Annotated in this window: 18 protein-coding genes and 1 pseudogene; 12 read left to right on the top strand and 7 right to left on the bottom strand. The window is 40.5% G+C overall.

Annotated elements, in window-relative coordinates; translation table 11 throughout:
• Positions 1 to 38: 38 nt before the first annotated feature.
• Complete coding sequence (locus ACT3RM_RS01905) at positions 39 to 425, top strand: MmcQ/YjbR family DNA-binding protein (RefSeq protein ID WP_441834643.1); 387 nt, start codon at positions 39 to 41, stop codon at positions 423 to 425.
• Between the two features lie 106 nt (positions 426 to 531).
• Here the strand turns inward: ACT3RM_RS01905 and fadJ are convergent, their stop codons facing one another.
• Positions 532 to 2,790, bottom strand: a complete 2,259-nt coding sequence (gene fadJ / locus ACT3RM_RS01900) for a fatty acid oxidation complex subunit alpha FadJ (protein ID WP_441834644.1) — start codon at positions 2,788 to 2,790, stop codon at positions 532 to 534.
• Positions 2,790 to 4,100: an acetyl-CoA C-acyltransferase FadI gene (fadI, locus tag ACT3RM_RS01895; RefSeq protein WP_441834645.1), complete on the bottom strand. Its 1,311-nt coding sequence runs from the start codon at positions 4,098 to 4,100 to the stop codon at positions 2,790 to 2,792. Before fadI ends, fadJ begins: the two co-directional genes overlap by 1 nt.
• A 298-nt stretch (positions 4,101 to 4,398) precedes the next feature.
• Here fadI and ACT3RM_RS01890 point away from each other — a divergent pair, with 298 nt between their 5' ends.
• The 8 genes from ACT3RM_RS01890 (at position 4,399) to ACT3RM_RS01855 (ending at position 12,677) form a co-directional block, all read left to right on the top strand.
• Positions 4,399 to 5,355, top strand: a complete 957-nt coding sequence (locus tag ACT3RM_RS01890; protein WP_441834646.1) for an AAA family ATPase — start codon at positions 4,399 to 4,401, stop codon at positions 5,353 to 5,355.
• Between the two features lie 3 nt (positions 5,356 to 5,358).
• On the top strand, positions 5,359 to 6,303 hold the full coding sequence (locus ACT3RM_RS01885) for a DUF58 domain-containing protein (RefSeq protein ID WP_441834647.1): 945 nt from the start codon (positions 5,359 to 5,361) through the stop codon (positions 6,301 to 6,303).
• Position 6,304: 1 nt separating this feature from the next.
• Positions 6,305 to 6,742, top strand: a complete 438-nt coding sequence (locus tag ACT3RM_RS01880) for a DUF4381 domain-containing protein (RefSeq protein ID WP_441834648.1) — start codon at positions 6,305 to 6,307, stop codon at positions 6,740 to 6,742.
• Positions 6,735 to 7,721, top strand: coding sequence for a vWA domain-containing protein (locus ACT3RM_RS01875; protein ID WP_441834649.1), 987 nt, complete (start codon positions 6,735 to 6,737; stop codon positions 7,719 to 7,721). The genes ACT3RM_RS01880 and ACT3RM_RS01875 overlap by 8 nt, the downstream gene beginning before the upstream one ends.
• A gap of 3 nt (positions 7,722 to 7,724) precedes the next feature.
• Positions 7,725 to 9,620 carry a VWA domain-containing protein gene (locus ACT3RM_RS01870; protein ID WP_441994728.1) on the top strand — a complete coding sequence of 632 codons (1,896 nt, stop codon included), beginning with the start codon at positions 7,725 to 7,727 and terminating at the stop codon, positions 9,618 to 9,620.
• Entirely contained in the window at positions 9,614 to 11,257 is a 1,644-nt protein-coding gene (locus ACT3RM_RS01865; RefSeq protein ID WP_441834650.1) for a BatD family protein, read from the top strand. Before ACT3RM_RS01870 ends, ACT3RM_RS01865 begins: the two co-directional genes overlap by 7 nt.
• A gap of 71 nt (positions 11,258 to 11,328) precedes the next feature.
• On the top strand, positions 11,329 to 11,886 hold the full coding sequence (locus ACT3RM_RS01860; protein ID WP_441834651.1) for a sigma-70 family RNA polymerase sigma factor: 558 nt from the start codon (positions 11,329 to 11,331) through the stop codon (positions 11,884 to 11,886).
• Positions 11,886 to 12,677, top strand: coding sequence for a DUF3379 family protein (locus ACT3RM_RS01855; protein ID WP_441834652.1), 792 nt, complete (start codon positions 11,886 to 11,888; stop codon positions 12,675 to 12,677). Before ACT3RM_RS01860 ends, ACT3RM_RS01855 begins: the two co-directional genes overlap by 1 nt.
• A gap of 98 nt (positions 12,678 to 12,775) precedes the next feature.
• Here ACT3RM_RS01855 and ACT3RM_RS01850 read toward each other — a convergent pair whose 3' ends face one another.
• The 3 genes and pseudogenes from ACT3RM_RS01850 to ACT3RM_RS01840 form a co-directional block, all read right to left on the bottom strand.
• Positions 12,776 to 13,966, bottom strand: a complete 1,191-nt coding sequence (locus ACT3RM_RS01850) for an amino acid aminotransferase (protein WP_441834653.1) — start codon at positions 13,964 to 13,966, stop codon at positions 12,776 to 12,778.
• An 81-nt stretch (positions 13,967 to 14,047) separates the two neighbouring features.
• Positions 14,048 to 14,707, bottom strand: coding sequence for a GAF domain-containing protein (locus ACT3RM_RS01845; protein ID WP_441834654.1), 660 nt, complete (start codon positions 14,705 to 14,707; stop codon positions 14,048 to 14,050).
• Between the two features lie 672 nt (positions 14,708 to 15,379).
• Positions 15,380 to 15,682 (bottom strand): annotated as a pseudogene (locus ACT3RM_RS01840) (STAS domain-containing protein).
• A 145-nt stretch (positions 15,683 to 15,827) separates the two neighbouring features.
• Here ACT3RM_RS01840 and ACT3RM_RS01835 point away from each other — a divergent pair.
• Complete coding sequence (locus ACT3RM_RS01835) at positions 15,828 to 16,157, top strand: stress response translation initiation inhibitor YciH (RefSeq protein WP_441834655.1); 330 nt, start codon at positions 15,828 to 15,830, stop codon at positions 16,155 to 16,157.
• Between the two features lie 619 nt (positions 16,158 to 16,776).
• The gene (locus tag ACT3RM_RS01830) at positions 16,777 to 17,937 is read left to right on the top strand and encodes a chorismate mutase (RefSeq protein WP_441994726.1); all 1,161 of its coding nucleotides are present in this window, start codon (positions 16,777 to 16,779) and stop codon (positions 17,935 to 17,937) included.
• A 59-nt stretch (positions 17,938 to 17,996) separates the two neighbouring features.
• Here ACT3RM_RS01830 and tyrA read toward each other — a convergent pair whose 3' ends face one another.
• Positions 17,997 to 19,130 carry a bifunctional chorismate mutase/prephenate dehydrogenase gene (gene tyrA, locus ACT3RM_RS01825; RefSeq protein ID WP_441994727.1) on the bottom strand — a complete coding sequence of 378 codons (1,134 nt, stop codon included), beginning with the start codon at positions 19,128 to 19,130 and terminating at the stop codon, positions 17,997 to 17,999.
• A 175-nt stretch (positions 19,131 to 19,305) separates the two neighbouring features.
• Positions 19,306 to 20,175, bottom strand: coding sequence for an MYG1 family protein (locus ACT3RM_RS01820; protein ID WP_441834658.1), 870 nt, complete (start codon positions 20,173 to 20,175; stop codon positions 19,306 to 19,308).
• A 510-nt stretch (positions 20,176 to 20,685) separates the two neighbouring features.
• On the opposite strand from ACT3RM_RS01820, the gene ACT3RM_RS01815 reads away from it, so the two are divergent.
• Positions 20,686 to 21,519, top strand: a complete 834-nt coding sequence (locus tag ACT3RM_RS01815; RefSeq protein WP_441834659.1) for a mechanosensitive ion channel family protein — start codon at positions 20,686 to 20,688, stop codon at positions 21,517 to 21,519.
• The last annotated feature ends 705 nt before the right edge of the window (positions 21,520 to 22,224 follow it).

Below are 22,224 nucleotides of genomic sequence, written 5' to 3'. Positions count from 1 at the left end.
ATCTTTAGCGTATCTACAATGACTGCAAGGAATAGCTCATGGATCAATACATAGCACATGAATATTTAACAAAAAAGCCACTGGTTATGGTCACTAAACCATTTGGTCAAGAGGTCGATGTATACAAAGTAAATCATAAAATGTTTGCCACCTTGTCAACCGGTCATGAAGATCAAACTGATGAAGACGGTAACCTCATTTGGTGGATGAATTTAAAATGTGACCCTGATGAAGCCCAATCTTTGCGAGATATTTTCCCCTCTGTAATACCTGGCTATCATATGAATAAACGGCTATGGAATACTGTTATTCTTGACGGTACAATACCAACAGGTGAAATTGAGCGCATGATTGATAATTCGTTTTCTTTAGTGGTGGCTAATATGCCTGAAAAAGACCGTAAAGCGATTGAAGTTCATATGTAATTACGCTTATTAAATAAAAAAAGCCTGAAATCTAATCGATTCCAGGCTTTTTTATTTACCAGATAAACTTAAAGCTTACACTTCACAATAAGTTCACGTTAATACACTATTTTTTATCGGTCGATTGGTTATCTATTTCTTTAACACTTTCATCAACTGCCTGCGTATTACCTGTTTGTTCTTCAGGTCCCTTCGTATCCTCAGTTTCTTGCTCAACGACAGTCGCTTTTGCAGCATCAACAAGTGCACTTTGCTCCTCAGCTTGATAAAAGCTAGCACCAGAATCGGCCATGTTTTTAAGTGTTTCACAGGGGGCAAAGATTGGTTTTGTATTAGCCAAGGTGGCCATTTCTGAGCAAACCTTTTTGCTACCTTGCTTATCCATATAACTAAATGGGCCGCCTAAAAATGGTGGGAAACCAATGCCAAATATCGCGCCGATATCGCCGTCACGTGGGCTTGAAATAATTCCATCATCTAAACTACGCACGGCTTCATTTAGCATTTGTGCCACACAACGTTTGGCGATTTCACTTTTATTTAAGCGCGGCGCAGGGCTTACTCCTAGTAACTCATAAACTGACTCGTCAACTTTTTTGTCCTTTTTATCATAAAGATAAAAACCACGACCAGTCTTACGTCCTAAGCGTTTAGCATCAATTAAATGTGAGAAAGCATCTGGCGCTTTGAAACGTTCACCCAATTCTGTTTCAAGGATAGGCGCAATCTTAGAGCCAATATCGATACCCACTTCATCTAATAGTGCTAATGGTCCGACCGGAAAACCAAACTCGACTAATGCTTGGTCTATTTTCTCGATAGGTTCACCTGCAAGCATTAAATTAGCTGCTTCGTTAACATATGGCGCTAAAATGCGGTTAACGTAAAAACCAGCCATATCTTTAACGACTATCGGTGTTTTGCCTTGCTTACGAGCAAAGTTAACGACTCGTGAAATAGTCTCTTTTGAAGTACCTTGATGTGGAATAATTTCCACCAACGGCATCTTCTCAACAGGTGAGAAATAATGTAAACCAATCACATTTTCAGGTCGTGCAGCCTCGGCGGCAATTTGCGCAATCGGCAGCGACGAAGTATTACTGGCAAAAATGGTATTCGCTTGGCATTCGCGCTCTATATCTGCCACCATGCCTTGCTTTAAGCCTAAGTCTTCAAATACGGCTTCAATAGCAATATCAACATGTTTAAAACCACTATAGTCTGTAGTGCCGGTGATTTTACTCATCGTTTGCTGTAATTCCGCTTTAGACAAAATACGACGTTTTTGTTTTTTATCTAAAATTTTGTAGCTGTAATTCATGGCATTACTAATGCCCTGCTCTGCTACATCTTTAATACGCACCGGCATATCAGCTTTTACTGCACTAACATGGGCAATACCAGCGCCCATTAAGCCACCACCTAAAACAGCCGCTTTAGTAATTGCGGGTGCATCGTCACTACGCCATTCCTTTTTCATTTCAGTGGTTGCAAAGAAAATACCACGTAGCGCTTTAGACTCATCACTCATTACAAGGCTAGCAAAACCTTCTGCCTCAGTTTTATAGGCTTTAAGCTGGTCAAGCTCAACACTAGCACGCACTGCTTTAATTATAGCTTGTGGCGCAGGGTAGTGACCGCCCGTTTTTTTCAGCACATTTTCTTGTGCTTTTTTGAAAATGATATTTCGGCCAAACGGATTTGACTCAAGTAATTGGCTAATGCGGTCAAGCTTTGGCTTAGCTTCTGTTGCTTTACCTTTTAAGGCAAACTCTTTTGCCACATCAAGTAATACACTGTGCGGTACACTGTCATCAACAAGTCCTGACTTTTTAGCTTGTTTTGCACGCACTTGTTTACCGGTTAGCATCCACTCTAAGGCTTTTTGTAAGCCCACTAATTTAGGTAAACGTTGAGTTCCGCCGCCGCCAGGTAACAAACCAAGTTGCACTTCTGGAAAGCCAAGTTTAGTGATATCGCTATCAGTACATACACGATAATCACATGCCAGAGCAAACTCTAACCCACCACCAAGCGCCGCACCATGAATAGCACTAACCGTAGTGAAAGGGAGTTTCTTCATATCAAAAAAGGCACGATGGCAAAGCTCGCTGATGGCTAAGGCATCTTCATGCTTTTGCACACTATCGAGCATTTTTACGTCGGCGCCGGCAATAAAGTTATCGCTTTTACCACTAATAAATACCATACCTTTAACTGACTGCTTTTGTGCATCATCAAGTAAGGCATTTAAATCTTCGGCAAAGGTGTCGCGCAGGGTATTCATTTTCTCACCCGCCACATCAATGGTTACGACCGCGATTGATTTATCATCAACTTCTAAACTAAATACTGAACCTGTCATTACGCACTCTCCAATACAAAGGCTGCACCTAATCCGCCTGCGGCGCATGCTGTCGTTAACGCTAAGCCACCACCACGGCGATTAAGTTCATTTAAACTTTGGGTGATAAGTCGTGCGCCCGTTGCGGCAAATGGGTGACCATAAGCAAGCGAGCCGCCCATTACGTTAAACTTATCCATGTTAATTTCACCAATCGCTTTGCTACGCCCTAATTTTTCTTGGGCAAACTTATCAGAGGCAAACATTTTCATATTAGCTAAAGTCTGTGCTGCAAACGCTTCGTGCATTTCAATTAAATCTAAGTCAGCTAACGTGATACCCGCTCTATCAAGGGCAACCGGCGTTGAATGGGCAGGCCCCATTAGCATATCTTCATGTACACCAATTGCTGAAAATGCAAAGCTGCGCACATAGCCTAAAATATTATAACCTAAGGCTTTAGCTTTACTTTCACTCATCATAAGTACGGCTGCTGCGCCATCAGTAAGTGGCGTTGAATTAGCCGCTGTTACTGAGCCGTGTTGACGGTCAAAAGCTGGTTTTAATTTAGCGTAGCCTTCTACAGTTGAGTTAGTGCGAATGTTATTGTCTTGTTCAATAAAACTTTTATACGGCGGAACATGCGCAGTCATCACTTCATCTTTCAATTTCCCATCGTCCCACGCTTGGCTTGCAAGTGAATGTGAGCGATGCGCAAGTGCATCTTGATCTTCACGACTAATATTATGAGTTTTTGCCATTTGCTCAGCAGTTTGCCCCATTGAAAGACCCGTTGAGTATTCCGCAACCGCGGGCGGTACTGGCATTAAATCTTTTAAACGTAACTTTGAAAATATTTTTAGACGTTGGCCAAAAGTACGCGCTTTATTTAAATCAACTAAGCTACCTGCTAATTTTTTACTGACACCAATGGGTAATACCGATGAAGAATCAGCACCACCGGCGACACCTACTTGTATAGAACCTGCCATAATTGACTCAGCAACATTAGCAATAGCTTGAAAGCTCGTTGCACAGGCGCGCGATACCGAATATGCATCAACTGATGCTGGCATACCAGTGCCAAGTACTATTTCACGGGCAATGTTTGGCGCTTCTGGCATTTGTACTACTTGTCCAAATACTAATTGATCTATTTCTGATTTATCAAAGTTTAATCGCTCAAGCATTTCATTAACCACTAATTTACCCATATCCAAGGCTGGTACGTGGTGAAATGCAGTAGCTTGTTTAGCAAACGGTGTACGTAAACCACTTACTATGGCAATACGATCACCCTTTGCTGTTTTAAGTATGTTTTGCTCAGACATTTATGCTCTCCCACTGACAGGTCTGACCTGTTTGTTTTTTCCGATTCTAAACAACCTGTACACTAATGCCAATAGTGAAACTGAAATTAGTTATAAACCATAGACTTTTTTAAGCAAATTTACAAAAATAACCGCTATCTCTTTACCTCATTCGTTAATAATCGTGTATCTTAGAAAAATCGTTAAAAAATAACGAACTATTTTGTAAATTGCAGTCTAAGACTTGTGTTTTGGAACAATAATCCCAATAACTTATAAAGCTTAAAAAAACCTTGCTGACGAGGACAATATTTTTATTATGGCAGCTAACGCATTTTCACAACTAAAAACCTATTTAGACAGCCAAATCATTGGCCAGCCAGAGTTAACTCAGGCGCTACTTATTGCTATCTTAGCCGATGGTCACTTATTAGTAGAAGGCCCACCGGGGCTTGCTAAAACTCGCGCAGTTAATGCCTTAGCAAAAGGGGTTGAAGGTTCTTTTCAACGCGTGCAGTTTACCCCGGACTTACTCCCTGCGGATGTTACGGGTACTGATATTTACCGCCAGCAAACCAGTGAGTTCGTATTTGAGAAAGGCCCACTGTTTCATAACCTAATTTTAGCCGATGAAATAAATCGTGCTCCAGCAAAAGTACAATCAGCATTGTTAGAAGCCATGGCTGAACGCCAAGTAACGGTAGGTAAAAATACTTACCCATTATCTGATCTATTTATGGTGATGGCCACTCAAAACCCACTTGAGCAAGAAGGCACTTATCCGCTACCAGAAGCCCAATTAGACCGTTTTTTACTACATTTAAGTATAGGTTACCCTGGCGCCGAACATGAACGCGATATTTTACGCTTAACTCGTGGTGAAGCGATTAAGCAACATGAAGTACCCGAACAGAAAATCAGCCAAGCAGACCTATTTGCCGCGCGTAAAGCCATTTTAGAGCTATATTTAGCCGAACCGCTAGAGCAATATTTGGTGCAGTTGATCATCGCTACCCGTGAGGGAGCTGAGCTTGATGAGCAACTAGGTCGCTGGATTGAGTACGGTGCTAGCCCCCGTGCAACTATTGCCCTTGATAAATGCGCACGCGCTAATGCTTGGTTGCACGGCCGTGACTTTGTAGCACCTGATGATATTCAGGCGGTACTGCATAATGTATTACGCCACCGTATTATTTTAAGCTACGAAGCCCAAGCCGATGGTGTTACTAAAGATCAAGTGATCAGCCATATACTTGAACTTGTCGCTGTTCCGTAAATTATGTCGAACCAATTGTCGAACCAAGCATGGCTTGAAACAAGCCACAGCCATGGCGTTAACTTAGCGCTTAAAGAGCTGCTTTACTACAAAGCTAAGGCACGGCTTCTTGAGCTTGCACCTAAAGCGAAAATAAAAAATAGACTTACAGGTCAATATCTTGCTCCGCATAAAGGCCGTGGCATGGAGTTTTCGGAAGTACGCCATTATCAGCAAGGTGATGATATACGTTCAATTGATTGGCGTGTAACCGCTCGCACAGGTGAAACCCACACTAAGTTATTTCAAGAAGAAAAAGAACGTCCGGTATTTGTTTTTACTGACTTTTCTAACTCGATGTTGTTTGGCTCAAAGCTGTTACTAAAGTCGGTGCAAGCAGCTCATATTAGTGCATTAGTTGCATGGTCTGCCTGTCAGCGCGGCGATAGAATTGGCGGCTTGGTGTTTAATCAACATAGTCATCTCGAACTAAAACCATCTGCCCGTGAAAAAGCAGTACTTAAACTTTGCCATAATATGTGCGACAGCCACCAACAAGCATTGCAGCAAATAGATCAACAAGCACCCAATCATTTAAGTGAAAACTTAAAACGTTTGAATCATTTAGCAAAACCCGGCAGCTTAGTTTATTTAGTTTCAGATTTCAGTACGCTTGATGATGCCAGCTTTAAACAACTTGAAATACTTAGCCGCCACTGCGAACTCATTGGATGTCATATCAGTGACCCATTTGAGCACCAACTACCCGCATTTAATCAAACAGTAACGGTCAGTGCTAATGGTCAAGATTTAACTTTGCCATTGATGGATAAACGCTTCCGCGATAGCTTTGCTAACAACGCAGAGCAAGCTTTTAGTCAGCGCTTGCAAAGACTCACTAAATCGGGCCTTAATCTAATTTCATTTAATGCTGCTACGCCTCTTGAGCAACAACTTGTGAGAAAATAACATGCAAACCTCGCCGTTAGATGGCTTACATGATGTCATAGCACCAAATCAAGTTCACTGGTGGCCACTTGCCCCTGCTTGGTGGGCGCTCATCGTTTTAATACTGATGGCTATTATTGGCCTTGGTTACTATTTATATAAGCGCTCGCAGTTTATTAAAGCGAAGCGTCACGCCGTTGAGCTTAGCCAACAATTAGGTAACGATCCTCAGCAATTACATGTTTTAATTAAACGCTTAGTACTGCATTATTATAACCCGCAAGCAGCATCTAGTGAGACACAAAAATGGTGCCAAACGCTTAAAGCCTTGAGTGACATAGAATTTACTGAGCGGGAGTTACTTAGCCTCTATCAGGCTGGCAATGAATCTGCCAAATTGTGTGATAAGTTTCGTTTAGCCATTAAACAGTTTAAATTAAAGGAGCCACTGAATGTTTGAGTTTAGTTGGCCATGGCTATTTTTATTACTTCCTTTACCTTGGTTGTTGCGCTTTTTAAAACCACAAAAAGCTAACAGCGAAACACGGTTGCGCATTCCAAGCTTCGCTAATCATAATTTAGCAACAAGTAGAGTGCCCGCTCAACCCCGACGAATAAACTGGCTTGAATGGCTAATTTGGGTACTGCTAGTTTGTGCAATTGCCAACCCCACCTGGCTAGATGAACCTATGACTTTGCCGAACGAAGGTCGAGATATTATGCTCGCAGTTGATTTATCAGGCTCAATGACTGAGCAGGACATGGCTTATCAAGGACAATATGTAGACCGCTTAACAATGGTAAAAGCGGTGCTTAGTGACTTTATAGAACAGCGCCAAGGCGACCGCTTAGGACTTATTTTATTTGGTGATACCGCATTTTTACAGACACCGCTAACGCGAGATGTTAAAACCGTCAGCCAAATGCTTAGTGAAACACAAATAGGCTTGGTTGGTCGAGCTACTGCAATTGGTGATGCGTTAGGTTTATCGGTTAAACGCTTTGCAAATAAAGATAAAAGTAACCGCATTGTAGTGCTATTAACCGATGGCCAAAATACCGCCGGTAATCTCCCCCCTGAACAAGCATTACTGCTGGCCCGTGAAGAAGGCATTAAAGTGTATACGATTGGCGTAGGCTCAGATAACCCTCGTGGCTTTAGCTACTTTAATATGGGCGGTATGAGTGGTGGCAATTTAGATGAAAGCCTACTACAACGTATTGCTCAACAAACCAATGGTTTGTATTTTCGTGCAAAAGATGTAGCCGGTTTACAGCAAATTTATCAAGAGCTCGATAAGCTAGAACCGATCAGTGCTGATGAGCAAACTTTTCGTCCACAGAGCTCCCTTTTTTATGTTCCGCTATTAATCGCACTAGCGCTTATAATGGGTCGTTTTTTAGTTAGCACCTTACGTGCTTATCCTCAGGAGACATAAATGCTGGACTTTACATTTATCCGTCCCGAATTATTGTGGTTGCTACTCCCAGTTGCCTTATTGTTTAGCGTACTATTGTTAAAAAATAAAAAAGCAAAGCAACTCAACCTGATTGCCCCTCATCTAGCACAATTTGTAATAGACGAAAGCCCGAAACAAGCTAAGCAGCCTTTATCGCTAGTTGCGTTATTTTGCCTACTGGCGGTTATATTTTCTGCAGGCCCCAGTTTTGAAGAAAAACGAGTGCCCGTTTTTCAAAGTAAAAATGCTCGCGTGATTGTCATGGATATGTCTCTGTCTATGTATAGCACCGACATAACACCTAACCGCCTTATGCAAGCGCGTTATAAAGCGCTTGATATGATTGAACTATTTAAAGAAGGCGACACGGCACTGGTGGCTTATGCGGGCTCAGCTTATACAATTTCACCGCTAACTAACGATGCCGCAACCCTTAAGAACTTAATTCCGAGTCTCAGCCCAGAAATAATGCCCGATAAAGGCTCAAACATACTCGCGGGGCTTGATTTAGGGCAAGAGCTATTAACACAAGCCGGTTACAATGATGGCGATATTATTTTAATAACCGATGGTATCGAGCAAAGTGAACAAGCCGATATAAGCCAATTTACGGCTAACTCTAAATATCGTTTAAATATTTATGGTGTCGGTACTGAACAAGGTGCGCCTATTAAGCTCCCTGATGGTGGTTTTTTAAAAGACAGTTATGGGCAAATTGTAGTACCTAAACTTAATCAAGCACGCTTACAAAGTCTAGCGAGTAACAGCGGTGGAAAATTTACCATGTATCAACCAAATGACCGTGATATAGCCACATTTGCTCCAAGCGCAAATGCACAAACACTCAAAAGTGAAAAGCAAAGTCAGGTTTTATGGCGTATAGATGCGGGTGTTTATGGTTTAATTATCCTGCTGCCATTGGCCGTGTGGCTATTTAGACGCGCAGCATTTTTAGGTGCTTTTTTATTATTTAGCTTTTTACCTAATCAGCATGCTTATGCAAATGAGCTAACAAATTTATTTAAAAATCAAGAGCAACGCGCCTTAGATGCTTATCAACAAGGTGACTATGAACAGGCTGCAAGTAACGCAAACACAAAGCAATTAAAAGGAGCTGCGCTTTATAAACAAGGTAGTTATGATGCCGCTATCGAACAGTTTAGCCAAGATAGCAGCGCAACCGGTTTTTATAATACCGGCAACGCGCTTGCAAAAGCAGGAAAACTGGATGAAGCCCTTAGTGCTTATAACCAAGCCCTGAAGCTCGACCCAGACTTTACTGAAGCGAAAGACAATCAAGCACTGGTCGAGCAACTCAAGCAGCAAGAGGAACAGCAAGAGAAAAATAAAGACGAGCAACAACAAAAAGAAGATGGCGAGCAGCAACCAAACCAGCAAGGTGATCAATCACAAAAAAATGATGATAATTCAGATCAAAGTAAGCAACAATCTGAACAGGACAAATCACAACAAAGCCAACAAGACGAGAAAAACCAGCAACAAAATGGTGAACCTTCAAAACCTCAAAGTGATGAAAAAAATAATCCTGATATGCAAGCTGAGCCTGAGCCGTCTGAGTCACAAGCAGATAAAAAAAATAAAGCAAAACAAACAGAGCCTCCTTCGAATAGCTCGCCTGAACCACAAGAAGTAAGTGCAGAGCAGCAAAGTGAAGCAGAAAAAAATACAGAGCAACAAGCAATGCAAGCACAGACTGCTGAGCTCACCAACGAAGAAAAAGAAAAAGCCCAGCAGCTTAATCAGCTACTGCGTCAAGTTCCTGATGATCCGGCCATTTTATTACGCAATAAAATGCAATTAGAAGCTCAAAAAAGAAACAACCAACGTCGTCCCCAAGGAGTCGAGAAATCATGGTAATGCGATTATTATGCTGTTTATTGCTGATCACGGCGACGCCCCTTTGGGCGCTAACTCAACTACAAGCAAGCGTGGATAAAAATCCCGTGCTCGCAGGAGAGTTTTTCATACTTAATATTACCGCTGATGACACTATTAAAGCCGAAAAACCTGACACCTCAGCACTGTTGAAAGATTTTGTTGTTGGGCCAACCAGTGTTAGCACAAGTACCAATATAATTAATGGCAGTATATCCAAACAAACTACGTGGTCAGTAAAGCTGATGACCCGCAGCGCTAATAATTATACTATTCCTGCCTTTACAATTGCTGGGGTAAGCTCTGACCCAATCGAGCTCAAAGTAACAGAGCGCAGTAAAGACGTTGACCAAGATAACGACATATTTATTCAATCTTCGATTTCAAGTGAGTCACTTTATGTTCAAGAAGCAGGCCTTTATACCGTTAAGCTATATTTAGCTAAAGAATTGCTTGATGGTAACTTAAGCAACCCAAGTATGCCTGATGCTCAACTACGTCAGATAGGTAAGCAACAAGAAGGCTATGAACTTGTTAATGGCAAACGCTATTTAGTGATCACCCGTGAATACTTAGTGCAGCCGCAAAAAAGCGGGCAATTCACCCTCAAAGCCCCTGAATTTCAAGGACGTATAAGACAAAATTACCGTCAAATGGAAGTCTCAGCACTTGGCGATAATGTTGATATTGAAATAAAACCTATTCCAAGTGATTACCAAGGCGCTTGGTTGCCAAGCGAGTTGGTTAACATTGATGAGCAGTATCAGCCAAAAGATGACAGTGTAGATGTAGGCACTCCCATCACTCGTACTATTACACTCACAGCACTAGGCGTCACTAAAGAGCAATTACCTGAGATAAACTTACCTAAAATAAACGGCATTCGTAGCTATCCTGATAATCAAGAAACTAGCCACTTAGTTCGCGACAATCGTGTTATTTCAAAGCAAGTGGCTTCTTACGCCCTGCTGCCACAAAAACCTGGTACGTATACGCTCCCTGAAATAAAAGTACCTTGGTTTAATACTAAAATTAACCGTGTCAATTATGCAACCTTGCCTGCTCGTACTATTACCGTCACAGGTAGTACGCAAGCAGCTATAAGTAAACCTATAAGCGCACAACATGACTCTATTGAAACGCCACCTACAGCATCAGCACCGGCTGTTCATACAAAAACGCAAACACGCCCTCCTTTATGGTTAATTATTGCCTCAATTCTTGGCTATTTATTATGGCTCACCACTTTAATATTATGGTGGCAGAGTAAAAAACACTCAAGTGTCACTGAAAAAAGCACTGCACAGCCTATCAAAGGCAATTTAGCGTCATTAGAGACACTTAAAAAGCTGTGTAAAAGTAATGATTTAAGTGCTTTTCATACTGAATTAACCCACTATGCTCAACAATATACAAAACAATCAAATAATGCGATAGACTCATTGGCGCAACAAATAGATAATGAGCAACTCACTTCGCAAATTGCCAACCTGCGTGCAGAGCTCTATAGTTCAAGTAATACTGATGTTGATCTTACGCTGATCGTTACTATTTTAGAAAATCAGCAAAAAAACAAAATAAATTCGCAACAAGCTGTATTAAAGGGACTTTATAATTGAGGGCGTTAGTGTATAGGGTTTTCCTAGCACTAAAGCAGAAAACTCCTTAAAATAAATAAAAAAATATACTTATGCTGGGAAATAAAAAATCCGATAGTCCGGTCTTAATTGATACGGCAGAGAAGCAAACCCGTTATGAAAAGCTTGTTCATATTTATCATAATGAGTTGTATCGCTTTGCTTATTGGCTATGCCGCGATCCAAACATTGCTGAAGATCTCGTACAGGAAACGTTTTTACGTGCTTGGCGATCTTTAGATTCGTTACTAGATCAAAAAGCAGCGAAACCTTGGTTGTTAACTATTTTACGCCGTGAAAATGCTCGCCGCTTCGAGCGCAAGCAGTTTGATTACAGCGACGTTGAAAATGACACTTTAGTTGATGAACGAAGCAGCACACTTGATGATGAAATGGAGCAAACCGTTATTCAACGCCAAATAGCTAAATTAGCTGATGAATACCGGGAGCCGCTATTACTTCAAGTGGTGATGGGTTGCTCTGGTGAGGAAATAGCTGACATATTAGATTTAAATAAAAACACGGTAATGACACGTTTATACCGTGCTAGAAGCCAACTTAAAGAGGCACTAAGCCGTAATGATGAAAAAATACAAGGAGCATCGAAGTAATGGATGAGCTTGAGTTTCGTCGCCGGGTTATTGCACAGCCAAACAGCACAGAAAAGGAGCTTATAGCGTTTGCTGAGCAGCACCCTGAGCAACAAAAATTTGTTGATGATATGCAAACATTTGATGAGCAATTAAATGCAGCACTTGATGTTGATGTGCCGCAAGGTCTTGCTGAGCGAGTTATAGCTAATACGGCCAACAATAGCTCCGAACAGCAAGCAGAAGAGTCTAAAAATAACAGCAATGAGCATATAAAGCAAAGTACAAAAGACAATGTGGTTAATGCTAAAAAACGCTTTAAAAAAGGCCGTATCCAATTAGCTATGGCAGCCTCGTTGATTGTTACTGTTGGAGCATTTTTTCTGAGCTCGCAGCAACATAATACATCTCATACGGTATCAGAGCATGCACTTGCTCACGTTTATCACGAGATTTTTTCTCTTGAAAAAAAAGAGCCTATTAGCTTGCAATCAGTGAATGAAAAATTCGCTCTTTTAGGCGGCCATTTAGATGAACTACCCGGTAAGGTCACTTACCTTATGTTTTGCGATTTTAAAGGCGAAAGAGGCCTGCACTTAGTTTTTGAATCAGAATTTGGCCCGATGACTGTATTTATTGTACCTTCAGAACATCAGTCTTTTGGTATCGGCAACGATGACTTTAGCGATGAGCGCTTTGCAGGTAATATCAATCGAGGAACACAAGCAGACACTATACTAATAGCCAGTTTAGGTGCGCCGATTGATAACTATAACAACCGCATCACTGATGCCATTCGTTGGCTGCACTAAACTGATGCTTTTTAATACTTATTTGTATTAAATTTGCATACGCATACAAAAAGCCCGCTTTCATAAACTGAAAAGCGGGCTTTTTTAATCTAGCTAGATTATTTACAAACGTCAGCAACCGCATTAGCAAAGTATTCAATATTAGCTTGGCTAATACCTGCTACGTTAACGCGGCTAGAACCAACGATATAAATACCGTATTCTTTTTGCAAACGCTCGATTTGCGCTTTATCTATGCCTAGGAATGAAAACATCCCGTGTTGACGGTCAATGAACGAGAAATCCTGAGCGATGTCTTTGGCTGCGAGCGTGTCTTTTATCAATGTACGTAGGCCATTAATACGGTTACGCATTTCATCAAGTTCACTGTGCCACATTTGCGTAAGCTCGGTGCTGCTTAAAATAGTATTTACAATGTCTGCGCCGTGAGCTGGCGGCATAGAGTAAATACTACGCACAACGCTCAATAACACTGAGTTTGAAATATCAGCAGTAGCAGCATCTTTTGCGATGATTGAACATGCACCAACACGCTCACGGTAAAGACCAAAGTTTTTAGAGCATGAAGAACAAATAATAAGCTCTTCAACCGCATTAGCTAAAGTACGCAAACCTTGCGCATCTTCTTCTAAGCTTGAACCAAAACCTTGATAAGCGATATCAACTAAAGGGGTAAAACCAACTTCTTTAGCAAGCTCAGAAACAGTGTTCCACTGGGTTTCATTTAAATCCATACCGCTTGGGTTATGGCAACACGCATGTAGTAATACCACATCGCCTTTAGGCACCTTTTTAAGGGTATTGATCATGTCATCAAACAACAAATCTTTATTTTCGTAGTCGTAGTATGGGTATTCCTTAACGGTTAAACCAGCCGCTTCAAATAGGCTAATATGATTCGCCCATGTTGGGGTTGTTACCCATATAGTTGCTTTAGGTTTGCAACGCATAATAAATTCAGCAGCAACACGCAGTGCACCAGTACCGCCTGGCGCTTGCGCTGTACGCACTCGATTTGCGAGCAATGCTTGGTGCTCACCTAGTAAAAGGTTTTCCATTTTTTGGCAGTAATCTAAATTACCAGCAAGACCAATATACGCTTTGCTGGTTTCGTTTTCTAAACGAAACGCTTCGGCCTTTTTCACTGCTTTTAAAACTGGTGTATTACCCTGCTCGTCTTTATAAACACCCACCCCTAAATCAATCTTATTTGGGTTAGTATCTTGCTTGTAGGCCGCCATAAGGCCAAGAATAGGGTCTGTTGGTAATGCTTTTAATTCTGAGAACATTGGCTATCTCTTATTATTTAGGGTTAGGGGTTATATAACGCTTAGCTTAGCATAGAAACGGCGTTTTTTTACTAGTGTTATTTATACCAAAAATTGAGGTATTCTAATACATGCTGCAATTAATAATGCTAACTTCGGCTTATCAAAAAAGTTTACTGTAAATGCTTCCCCATCAACAATACCAACACACTGTTGTTGAGCATTAAATAAAGGAATGCAGGTTTCTGCTTTTACTTTAGGGTCGCAAGTATAATACTCACCACCTTTACTAAGATACGCAGGTACATCATTAATAATGCGCCCTTTGCCAGTCAGCGCAACGTGTACATTGTTGCTGATTTTTGCGAAAGCTTCTGTTAATGGAAAAAGAGGTCGACTTGGCGCACCATAATAAGCCAGTTTTAATAATTGCGGGCCTTGGTCGGTTGCTGTTTCTTGGTAAATACCAAACCAATCTATGTTTGTTTCTGCTACCACATAATCAACAATACTTTTTAGCTTTTCAAGCTTTAAGGTTGTTGATTTATCTTGTAGTAAATAGTCAGTGAGTAAGAAAGGCTCATCCTGTAAATTGCCAAACAAACTGCATGCTCCGCCCTCGCCAAGCTCTGGTATTTGATACTGCCAACGCACATCGCTGGCACTTTCTTTTGCTAAATGAGCATCAAGCTTTGCAAGAGTGTTATTAACCAACTCTTCTGATACATCTAACTCCGCGAGTGATAAATATGAAGAAACCATCTAGCCATCCAAACATCTAAAGTGTATTTGAATCATATCATGCAAAAAAGCGTTCGACTACTATAGGATTAACCTATAACACATTTCAACCTGATTACCTGCTGCGCTATAAGTGACTTGGTGTGCAACCTCAGCTAATAAAGACACACCTCGACCATGCTTCGAGCTATTGCTTTTTGATTCCTACTCTGTGCAGCACAGCCATTACCTGAATCGCGTATAATAAAATAGGCACAATAATTTTCGCGGCAGTAATGTATATCTAAAATAGTCAAAGCATCATTGAATTTGGCTAATTCGGCTTCACATTGTTTATAATAAAAAAATAAAGCCATCATCGCGATTCTTTACCTCTGAATCGAGGCCAAGCACACCGTGATCAAGGGCGTTGATATATGCTTCTGAGACCAGTCAAAATAGGTTTGTACGATGCGCTTTTAAACCACTCACTCTAGAAATAACATTGGTCATCTCAAGCACCGGATCGGGTTTTTTATTTGTTTTGAGTTTAACCTAAGAGAAAAATTAAAAGGTAGTGGCGAGTAACTTTGACGTTCCTTTTCCGGCGCAACAACTGGCAGGCAATTTAAAAGCATTAAACTTAAATCATCTTGTTGCTCACAGCCATGAGCAAACCGGGTAACTTGAGCGACTAAATCAGTACTGGGCTTATCAATCAATATCAAACTTTTTGTCAAAGCGAGAGATCTGAAGTATTTTTTTAACTGCGGCTGACAATTGCTAATACGAATACTATCCACAGAATCGCCTAAGGTTTTTTCATATTCAGAAGCATCCCAAGTGCAGAGCTATCCATATAGTCCGTTTCGCGAAGATCAACGATAATCCTGTCAATTTTATCGCCTATATCGGCATAGGCTTGGCGAAAAGGTTGCACTAAGCTAAAGTCAAGCTTGCCCTTTATTTGAATTGTTAATGTGGTGCATCTGCCGACGCACTTTTATTCAAACTCATCACTTGTCCCCATAAGAATATTTTCTTTCCCTAATTCATTAAATATAACTGCTTGCCAGTGATAAACCAAAAATAAAAACACATAAACAAAAATTTGTTATCATTTGAGCATACTTTTTCTTTTTAATTTAAGCGCAGGTTTATTATGAGCGACAGTAACCTTGTTTATTCCACAGAAACAGGGCGCATTCAGCATCCTAAGCAAGCTGAGCCGATTGCCGGTAAAGTCTTTAAAGATGGCTTTTTGCGTATTGAGCGTCAAACTAAAGGCCGTAAAGGTAAAGGCGTAATGTTGGTAGTCGGTATTGATAACGAGCAACACGATTTAAAAAAACTCGCTAAAACCATCAAAAGCAAAATGGGTCAAGGCGGCGCAGTTAAAGACGGTGTTATTGAAGTTCAAGGCGATGACCGGGATAAACTTAAAAATATTCTCGAAGGGTTAAAATTTAGGGTCAAAATTGCAGGCGGATAATATTTTTTCCCGTTAGCAATTACACCTTACAATAACAAAGCGCGGTGCAGCGAGCTCTTGTAGTTCGAGCGCCCTACTATTGCGAGTCACTTCATAAGCCCGCGCACTTTTATCGTTATACTAACGACTTTAAAACCAACTAAATAATTGACTGTTTTTATTCGCTCATCTATCAAGCTTTTCAAATAATGCAGGTAGTGAGAGTTTAATACTCAGCGAATTAAAACCAAAACGCGATGGCAAACGTCGATAGATCACAGCTCAACCTTAATTATTGATAATTTTTATTATTTGAATCTACGACATGAAATATACCCGATCCACATTTATAATTATAAATTTTTTGTAAATATTGATGAAAAAGCTAATTAATTAAAATAATTTATCCCTTTGCCCAGATCGAGTGTTGACTTTACAAGCCAGTATTCATACATTAGCAACATGAACATAATTATATCTCGCCACGATTTTTCTTTTTTTAGCTTCTTTCTATAGAAGAGGCTTATCTGTTTGCGAGAGTAAATCAACCGAATAGCAAAGCCTCCCAATTGGGAGGCTTTTTTGTTTTTATTATCTAAGCATGAACTGCATAGGTAACTTTTGGAGTGAGGAGCCCAAAATGACAAATGATGTACTTAATTCACTTAGGCATGATATCAATGAGATTGATTCGGATCTGTTGGTATTACTGGCTAAACGCCGACGAATCAGTCACGGTGTGGTGGAATATAAAATAAGTAACAATAAACCCATACGCGATGAAGCACGCGAGCAAGCATTACTAGAGAAACTTATAGGCTATGGCAAATCTCTTGGTTTAGATGCCTATTACGTTAATAATGTATTTCAAACTATTTTAGAAGACTCTGTTCTTAATCAGCAGGCGATGCTGCAAAAAAATCTTAACCCTGAAGCAATAAACGAAACCCACCGCGTTGCCTACTTAGGTGGTCAAGGTACCTATAGTCAACTTGCTTGTCATAAATATTTTAGTCGCCGCCCTGGCAAGCTAGTTGAAATGGGCTGTGCTAATTTTGAACAGATTACCGGCAAAGTTGAAAATGGCCAAGCAGATTTTGGTCTTTTACCGATTGAAAACACTAGCTCTGGTAGTATCAATGAGGTTTTTGACCTTTTACAGCATGCACAAGTATCGATTGTAGGTGAAGTAACTCATAGTGTTGAGCACTGCTTACTAACAAGCCCAGAAACAGAGCTGAGTCAAATTAGCAAAATTTTTGCTCACCCGCAGCCATTCGCTCAATGTAGCCGTTTTTTACAAGGCTTAGGTGATATTCAACACGAAACCTGCGATTCAACCTCAAGTGCGCTGCAATCAGCACTTAAGGTTCCTAACAGCGCTGCTATTGGCTCAGCACAAGCGGGAAAACATGTGGGCTTAGAAGTGATTAAAACAGGACTTGCTAACCAACAAGAAAACCATAGTCGCTTTATTGTTGTAGCGCGCAAACCTTTACATGTATCAAAGCAAATTCCAACTAAAACCAGCTTAATTATGGCCACCAAACAACAAGCGGGCTCATTAGCCGATGCCTTAATGGTTTTTAAGCAGCACAATATTAACTTGGTGAAGCTTGAATCTCGCCCCGTACCAGGCAACCCGTGGGAAGAAGTGTTTTATGTTGATTTAGAAGCGAACCTCGTTGATAACGATGTAAAACAAGCTCTAGAGCAATTAAAAGAACACACCCAGTATGTACGCGTGCTAGGTTGCTACCAAAGTGAGTCTTTGCAAGCGGTTAGTGTAGAAAGCGAATAACAAAACCAGATAATCAAAAAGGGCCACAAAGGCCCTTTTTTTGTATTTATTTAACACGCTTAACCCAACACTTTCGAATCATTGGCTTTATTTAACAAACTGCGGCTTTGCGTTAAAAAATGCGCGGTTGAATCGGAGAAATACTCTTTTGCATCGGCGAAAGCGCTCATTAACGCGTCTTTATCTCCTGCTTTAAGTTTCTCAAGGGTTTGTGCAAAGGTATCTTGATACTGAGCTAGTAATTCTTCTACATTATCAAATTGCGCGAGCATAATATCTGAATAAAGCTCTGGTGATTGGGCAAATAAGCGCCCAACCATCATTAACTCTAACTGATAAATAGGTGATGAACAGCTACGTAACTCTTCAAGTGTATGGCCTTGCTTTGCTAAGAATTGTCCATACACAAAAGTGGTTAAATGGCGCATCACCTGAATAATTTGCATTGCTTCGTCGTGTTTTTTCGCACCAAGCTCAACGAGTTGGCACCCCCATACTTGTAGCTGCTCAAGTAAACCTTGGGCAGCTTCTGGCTTACGCCCTTCACACACAACGACTGTTTGTTTAACCCAGTGCGAAATATCAGGGCCAAACATCGGATGTAAACCGACCACTGCACCGCTATGTACTTCCTTTAACACATTTAAAGGCGCTTGCTTTACTGAAGTAATATCAACTAACAAACAATCATCATCAAGCGATGGTAACGCTTTAGCAACGCTTTCAAGCGCATTAATAGGCACGCTTATCATTACTAGCTTTGCGCCCTTTAAAATATCAGCGGCTTGATGCTGCTGGTCTTTATCTAGCACTTTAACTTCATAACCCGAACGCCGAAACTGATTAGCAAATAGTTGACCCATAGCGCCTTGCCCACCGACGATCACAACTGGCGATAACTTAGGTGCTTTACAGGCAAGTTTGGATTGCTGATTTTGATATGCTTCACGCATCATACGACGCAATATATCTTCAACTAACTCAGGGTTAACCCCCTGATTAATTGCCTCTTGGCGCCTTGCTGATAGTAAATCAGCTTCTCGGTCTGGGGCATGCAGTGGCGCACCGATCTGCTGTTTTATGGCACCAATTTGTCCTGTAATAGCATTACGCTTTGCAAGCAATGCGACTAACTCAGCATCACACTCATCTATGCCTCGCCTTAATACGGATAAATCATTTATTGTCGCCACGTCACTACCACCTTTAAAAAATGCAAAATCGTAAAGTATTAATTACAAAAAAGTAAACCTTATAATACAAATGATATTAACAGGATCAACGAGGTGATAAAAGGTTTAGAGAAAAATTAAAGGCCCAAGAAAATCTTGGGCCTTTATGCAAATTTAATCATTAAAACAGCTATAGTTATTTTTGCAGAGCGATTGAGGCCATTTTCATAATACTTTGAAAAGTTTCACTGCCTGCTATAAAACGCCCGTTATGACAAAACATCGCATCGTCAATTTCAGTCACAGCTTTAAATTCGTCGCCTGATAAGCCAGCCCACGCTTCTGGTAATGATTTTCTATCTTCAAATGAGCCTGGCTCTACAGGAACGGTTTGGATGATCCATTTACCAGAATGGGAAGGGTAGATCATATAAAGTGCTTCACGGGATAAATCGTGTACTGTTTTTTTCCATGGCGTATACTGTTCAAGTATAATCAGCCTTGGATCTTCAGCACTTTCAATTGCTTTAGCGACAATTTCTTTGGCATTCAACCCGCCACTTGCTGAGGCTATAAAACGTGATAAAACTCGCGATGCAAAAGCCACTGCTTCATGAAAACAGCGATCAAAATTACTTTCTTCTTGCCATGTTGGGTTAAACATCGAGATCGTTTGGCTCAAGCTAATGCCTGTCGGAACTCCGTCAACATAACCACAGTCAATAGCATCAATAGTCGAAACTAAACCATCATCAACAGCGTTAGCCACGTCTTGACTACCTTCGCATATTTCAAGACCATACTTTCGCCAAATTAAACCAAATGATGAATAAGGAGTTCCATTTTCTCTTGCCCCAGCTCCGCCGCGTTGGTGGTGATCAAAACGGCCTTTATCTGCATCATAGATACCACCTACGTCAATCACGATATCTGCGGCCTCTATTTGTTCTTCATCGCGGGTGCGAATAAGTTTAAAAGTAGGAATAATAATCTTCAGTGCTGCAATACTAAATACATCATCTGCGTGAAAGTTACCGTTATGGGTCACTACCGTAATCTCTGCCATTTAATTTATGTCACTTTTGAAAGGGATAAGAAGCTATGCGTGAATGATATCAATTTTATTAAAAAACGGGAAATTCGCTAATTTTACTTTCCCTAAAAAAATCAAAATGAGCTACAACCTGAGACTGCAATCCGTTCTATCTGCGTTAATAAGCCTACTCACATCGGTAGTCAATCACTTGGAATACATGCTCAATACCTATAAAGGTCTATAGACGCTCTTTCGTAACTTATTTTACTATTAACACCGAAAAACATACATCTTCTTTTAGCTGCTAATCTTCAAGTACTTTAATTATATTGTGGATTTACTTTAACTTTTTTGCTGTTCAACACAAAACTAAGCTTTCCAGTACAACCGCACTCTAAAGTTAGACTCAATGATACAGTTTTTTGGCAATCATTTGTCCCGTTCATCCAAGCCCAAACGCCTGAGCTAGTTGCATAGCAGTGCTTTCACGTTTATCCTTATACTATTCAAATAGTAACTAAAGTAAATAGGTGCCATATAATGGAAGAAATTTTAGGAACAGATGTAGATCCCTCGCAATTAATAGACAAAGCCATATCGCTAATTATGACTTATGCCCCTAAGTTGGTGCTCGCTATTATTACTTTAGTGGTTGGTTTATGGCTGATCAATCGCTTTGTTAACGTTTTAGACAGCAAGCTAGGCAAAAAAGATCCAACGCTAAACAAATTTTTATGTGGCTTAATTAGCGCAGTAATAAAAATCATGTTGCTTATTTCGGTTGCTTCAATGGTAGGTATTGAAACCACGTCGTTTATTGCCGTGATTGGTGCTGCAGGCCTCGCAATAGGTTTTGCACTGCAAGGAAGTTTAGCCAACTTCGCCGGTGGTGTGTTACTACTGATCTTCAAGCCTTTCAAAGTTGGCGATACTATTGAAGCCCAAGGCTTTTTGGGCGCTGTGATCGAAATCCAGATTTTATACACTGTAGTGGATACTTTCGACAACCGCCGCATTGTTATTCCAAACGGTAGCCTTTCTAATGCTACTTTAGTGAATGTTAGTATTTACGATAACCGTCGTTGCGATATGACTTTTGCGATTCATTATAACGACGATATAGATAAAGCGAAGGCTATTCTTCAACGTTTATGTGATGAAGATGAACGTTCTTTAAAAGATCCAGAGCCAAGAATCTGTGTTGCCGGTATTGGTGATCACTCTGTTAATTTGATGTTCCGCCCTTGGGTTGCAACCGATGATTTATGGCCGTACTACTGGGATATGCAAGAAAAGGTGAAAAAAGCTTTCGATAAAGAAGGTATTACGACTCCTTACCCACAACAAGGTCTGCATGTTTACAAATCTGAGTAAATTGCTGCCTTATATAACTACACATCATTAATGTTGTGCACTCAGGCTCACTAAGCTAAGGCTTAGAGCGGTGAGAGAGTAACAAGCACTCTTACCGCGAGCCTATCGAGACGCCAACTGATGCCCACACAAGTGAATTAGATAGCTTATTCCTTGACTCTTAGAGACCCTAAAAAGCAAACTATTCTCTTATGACATCTTCACTTAATTCGTTCACCTAACCAAATTTCACCCTTACTTTTAAGCATAGTAACTCTTTAGCTAATTATTATACTGTGGTTGTGAAAAGCATTTAAGATAACCCTGAGTTCATTTTATCTAGATTTAGTATTAGAGGCTATGGCTAGCTTAGTTGAGTTTTAGAAAATTTTGCATATAAAATGATGGAAGGATCTTTCATTAAACGTAGCTTTAATGCTATTTGTTAGGAATTTTTCTCTTTAGTTTGGTAATACGAACCCAAGCTCAAGCCGTAGTCTATTTTAATTCAGTAAAACTTAACAACAATAGTAATACGTTAGGTCTGCGCACTAAAATGCTTAACTAACCTTAGTAATGATAATTTCACTCCAGTTTAAACACATGAATATTTACAACACACTCATAGGTATAAACTCAGACGTTGTAGTTTTGTGCTGTAACGTACTGTATATGCATATACAAACAATAAAACTGTTATTTTAACCTTAACGTTTATTATTTTTA

Source organism: Pseudoalteromonas sp. AOP7-A1-14 (assembly GCF_052376275.1).
Lineage (GTDB): Bacteria > Pseudomonadota > Gammaproteobacteria > Enterobacterales > Alteromonadaceae > Pseudoalteromonas.
The sequence above is the reverse complement of the archived record's forward strand: the minus strand, read 5'-3'. Positions and strand labels throughout refer to the sequence as shown.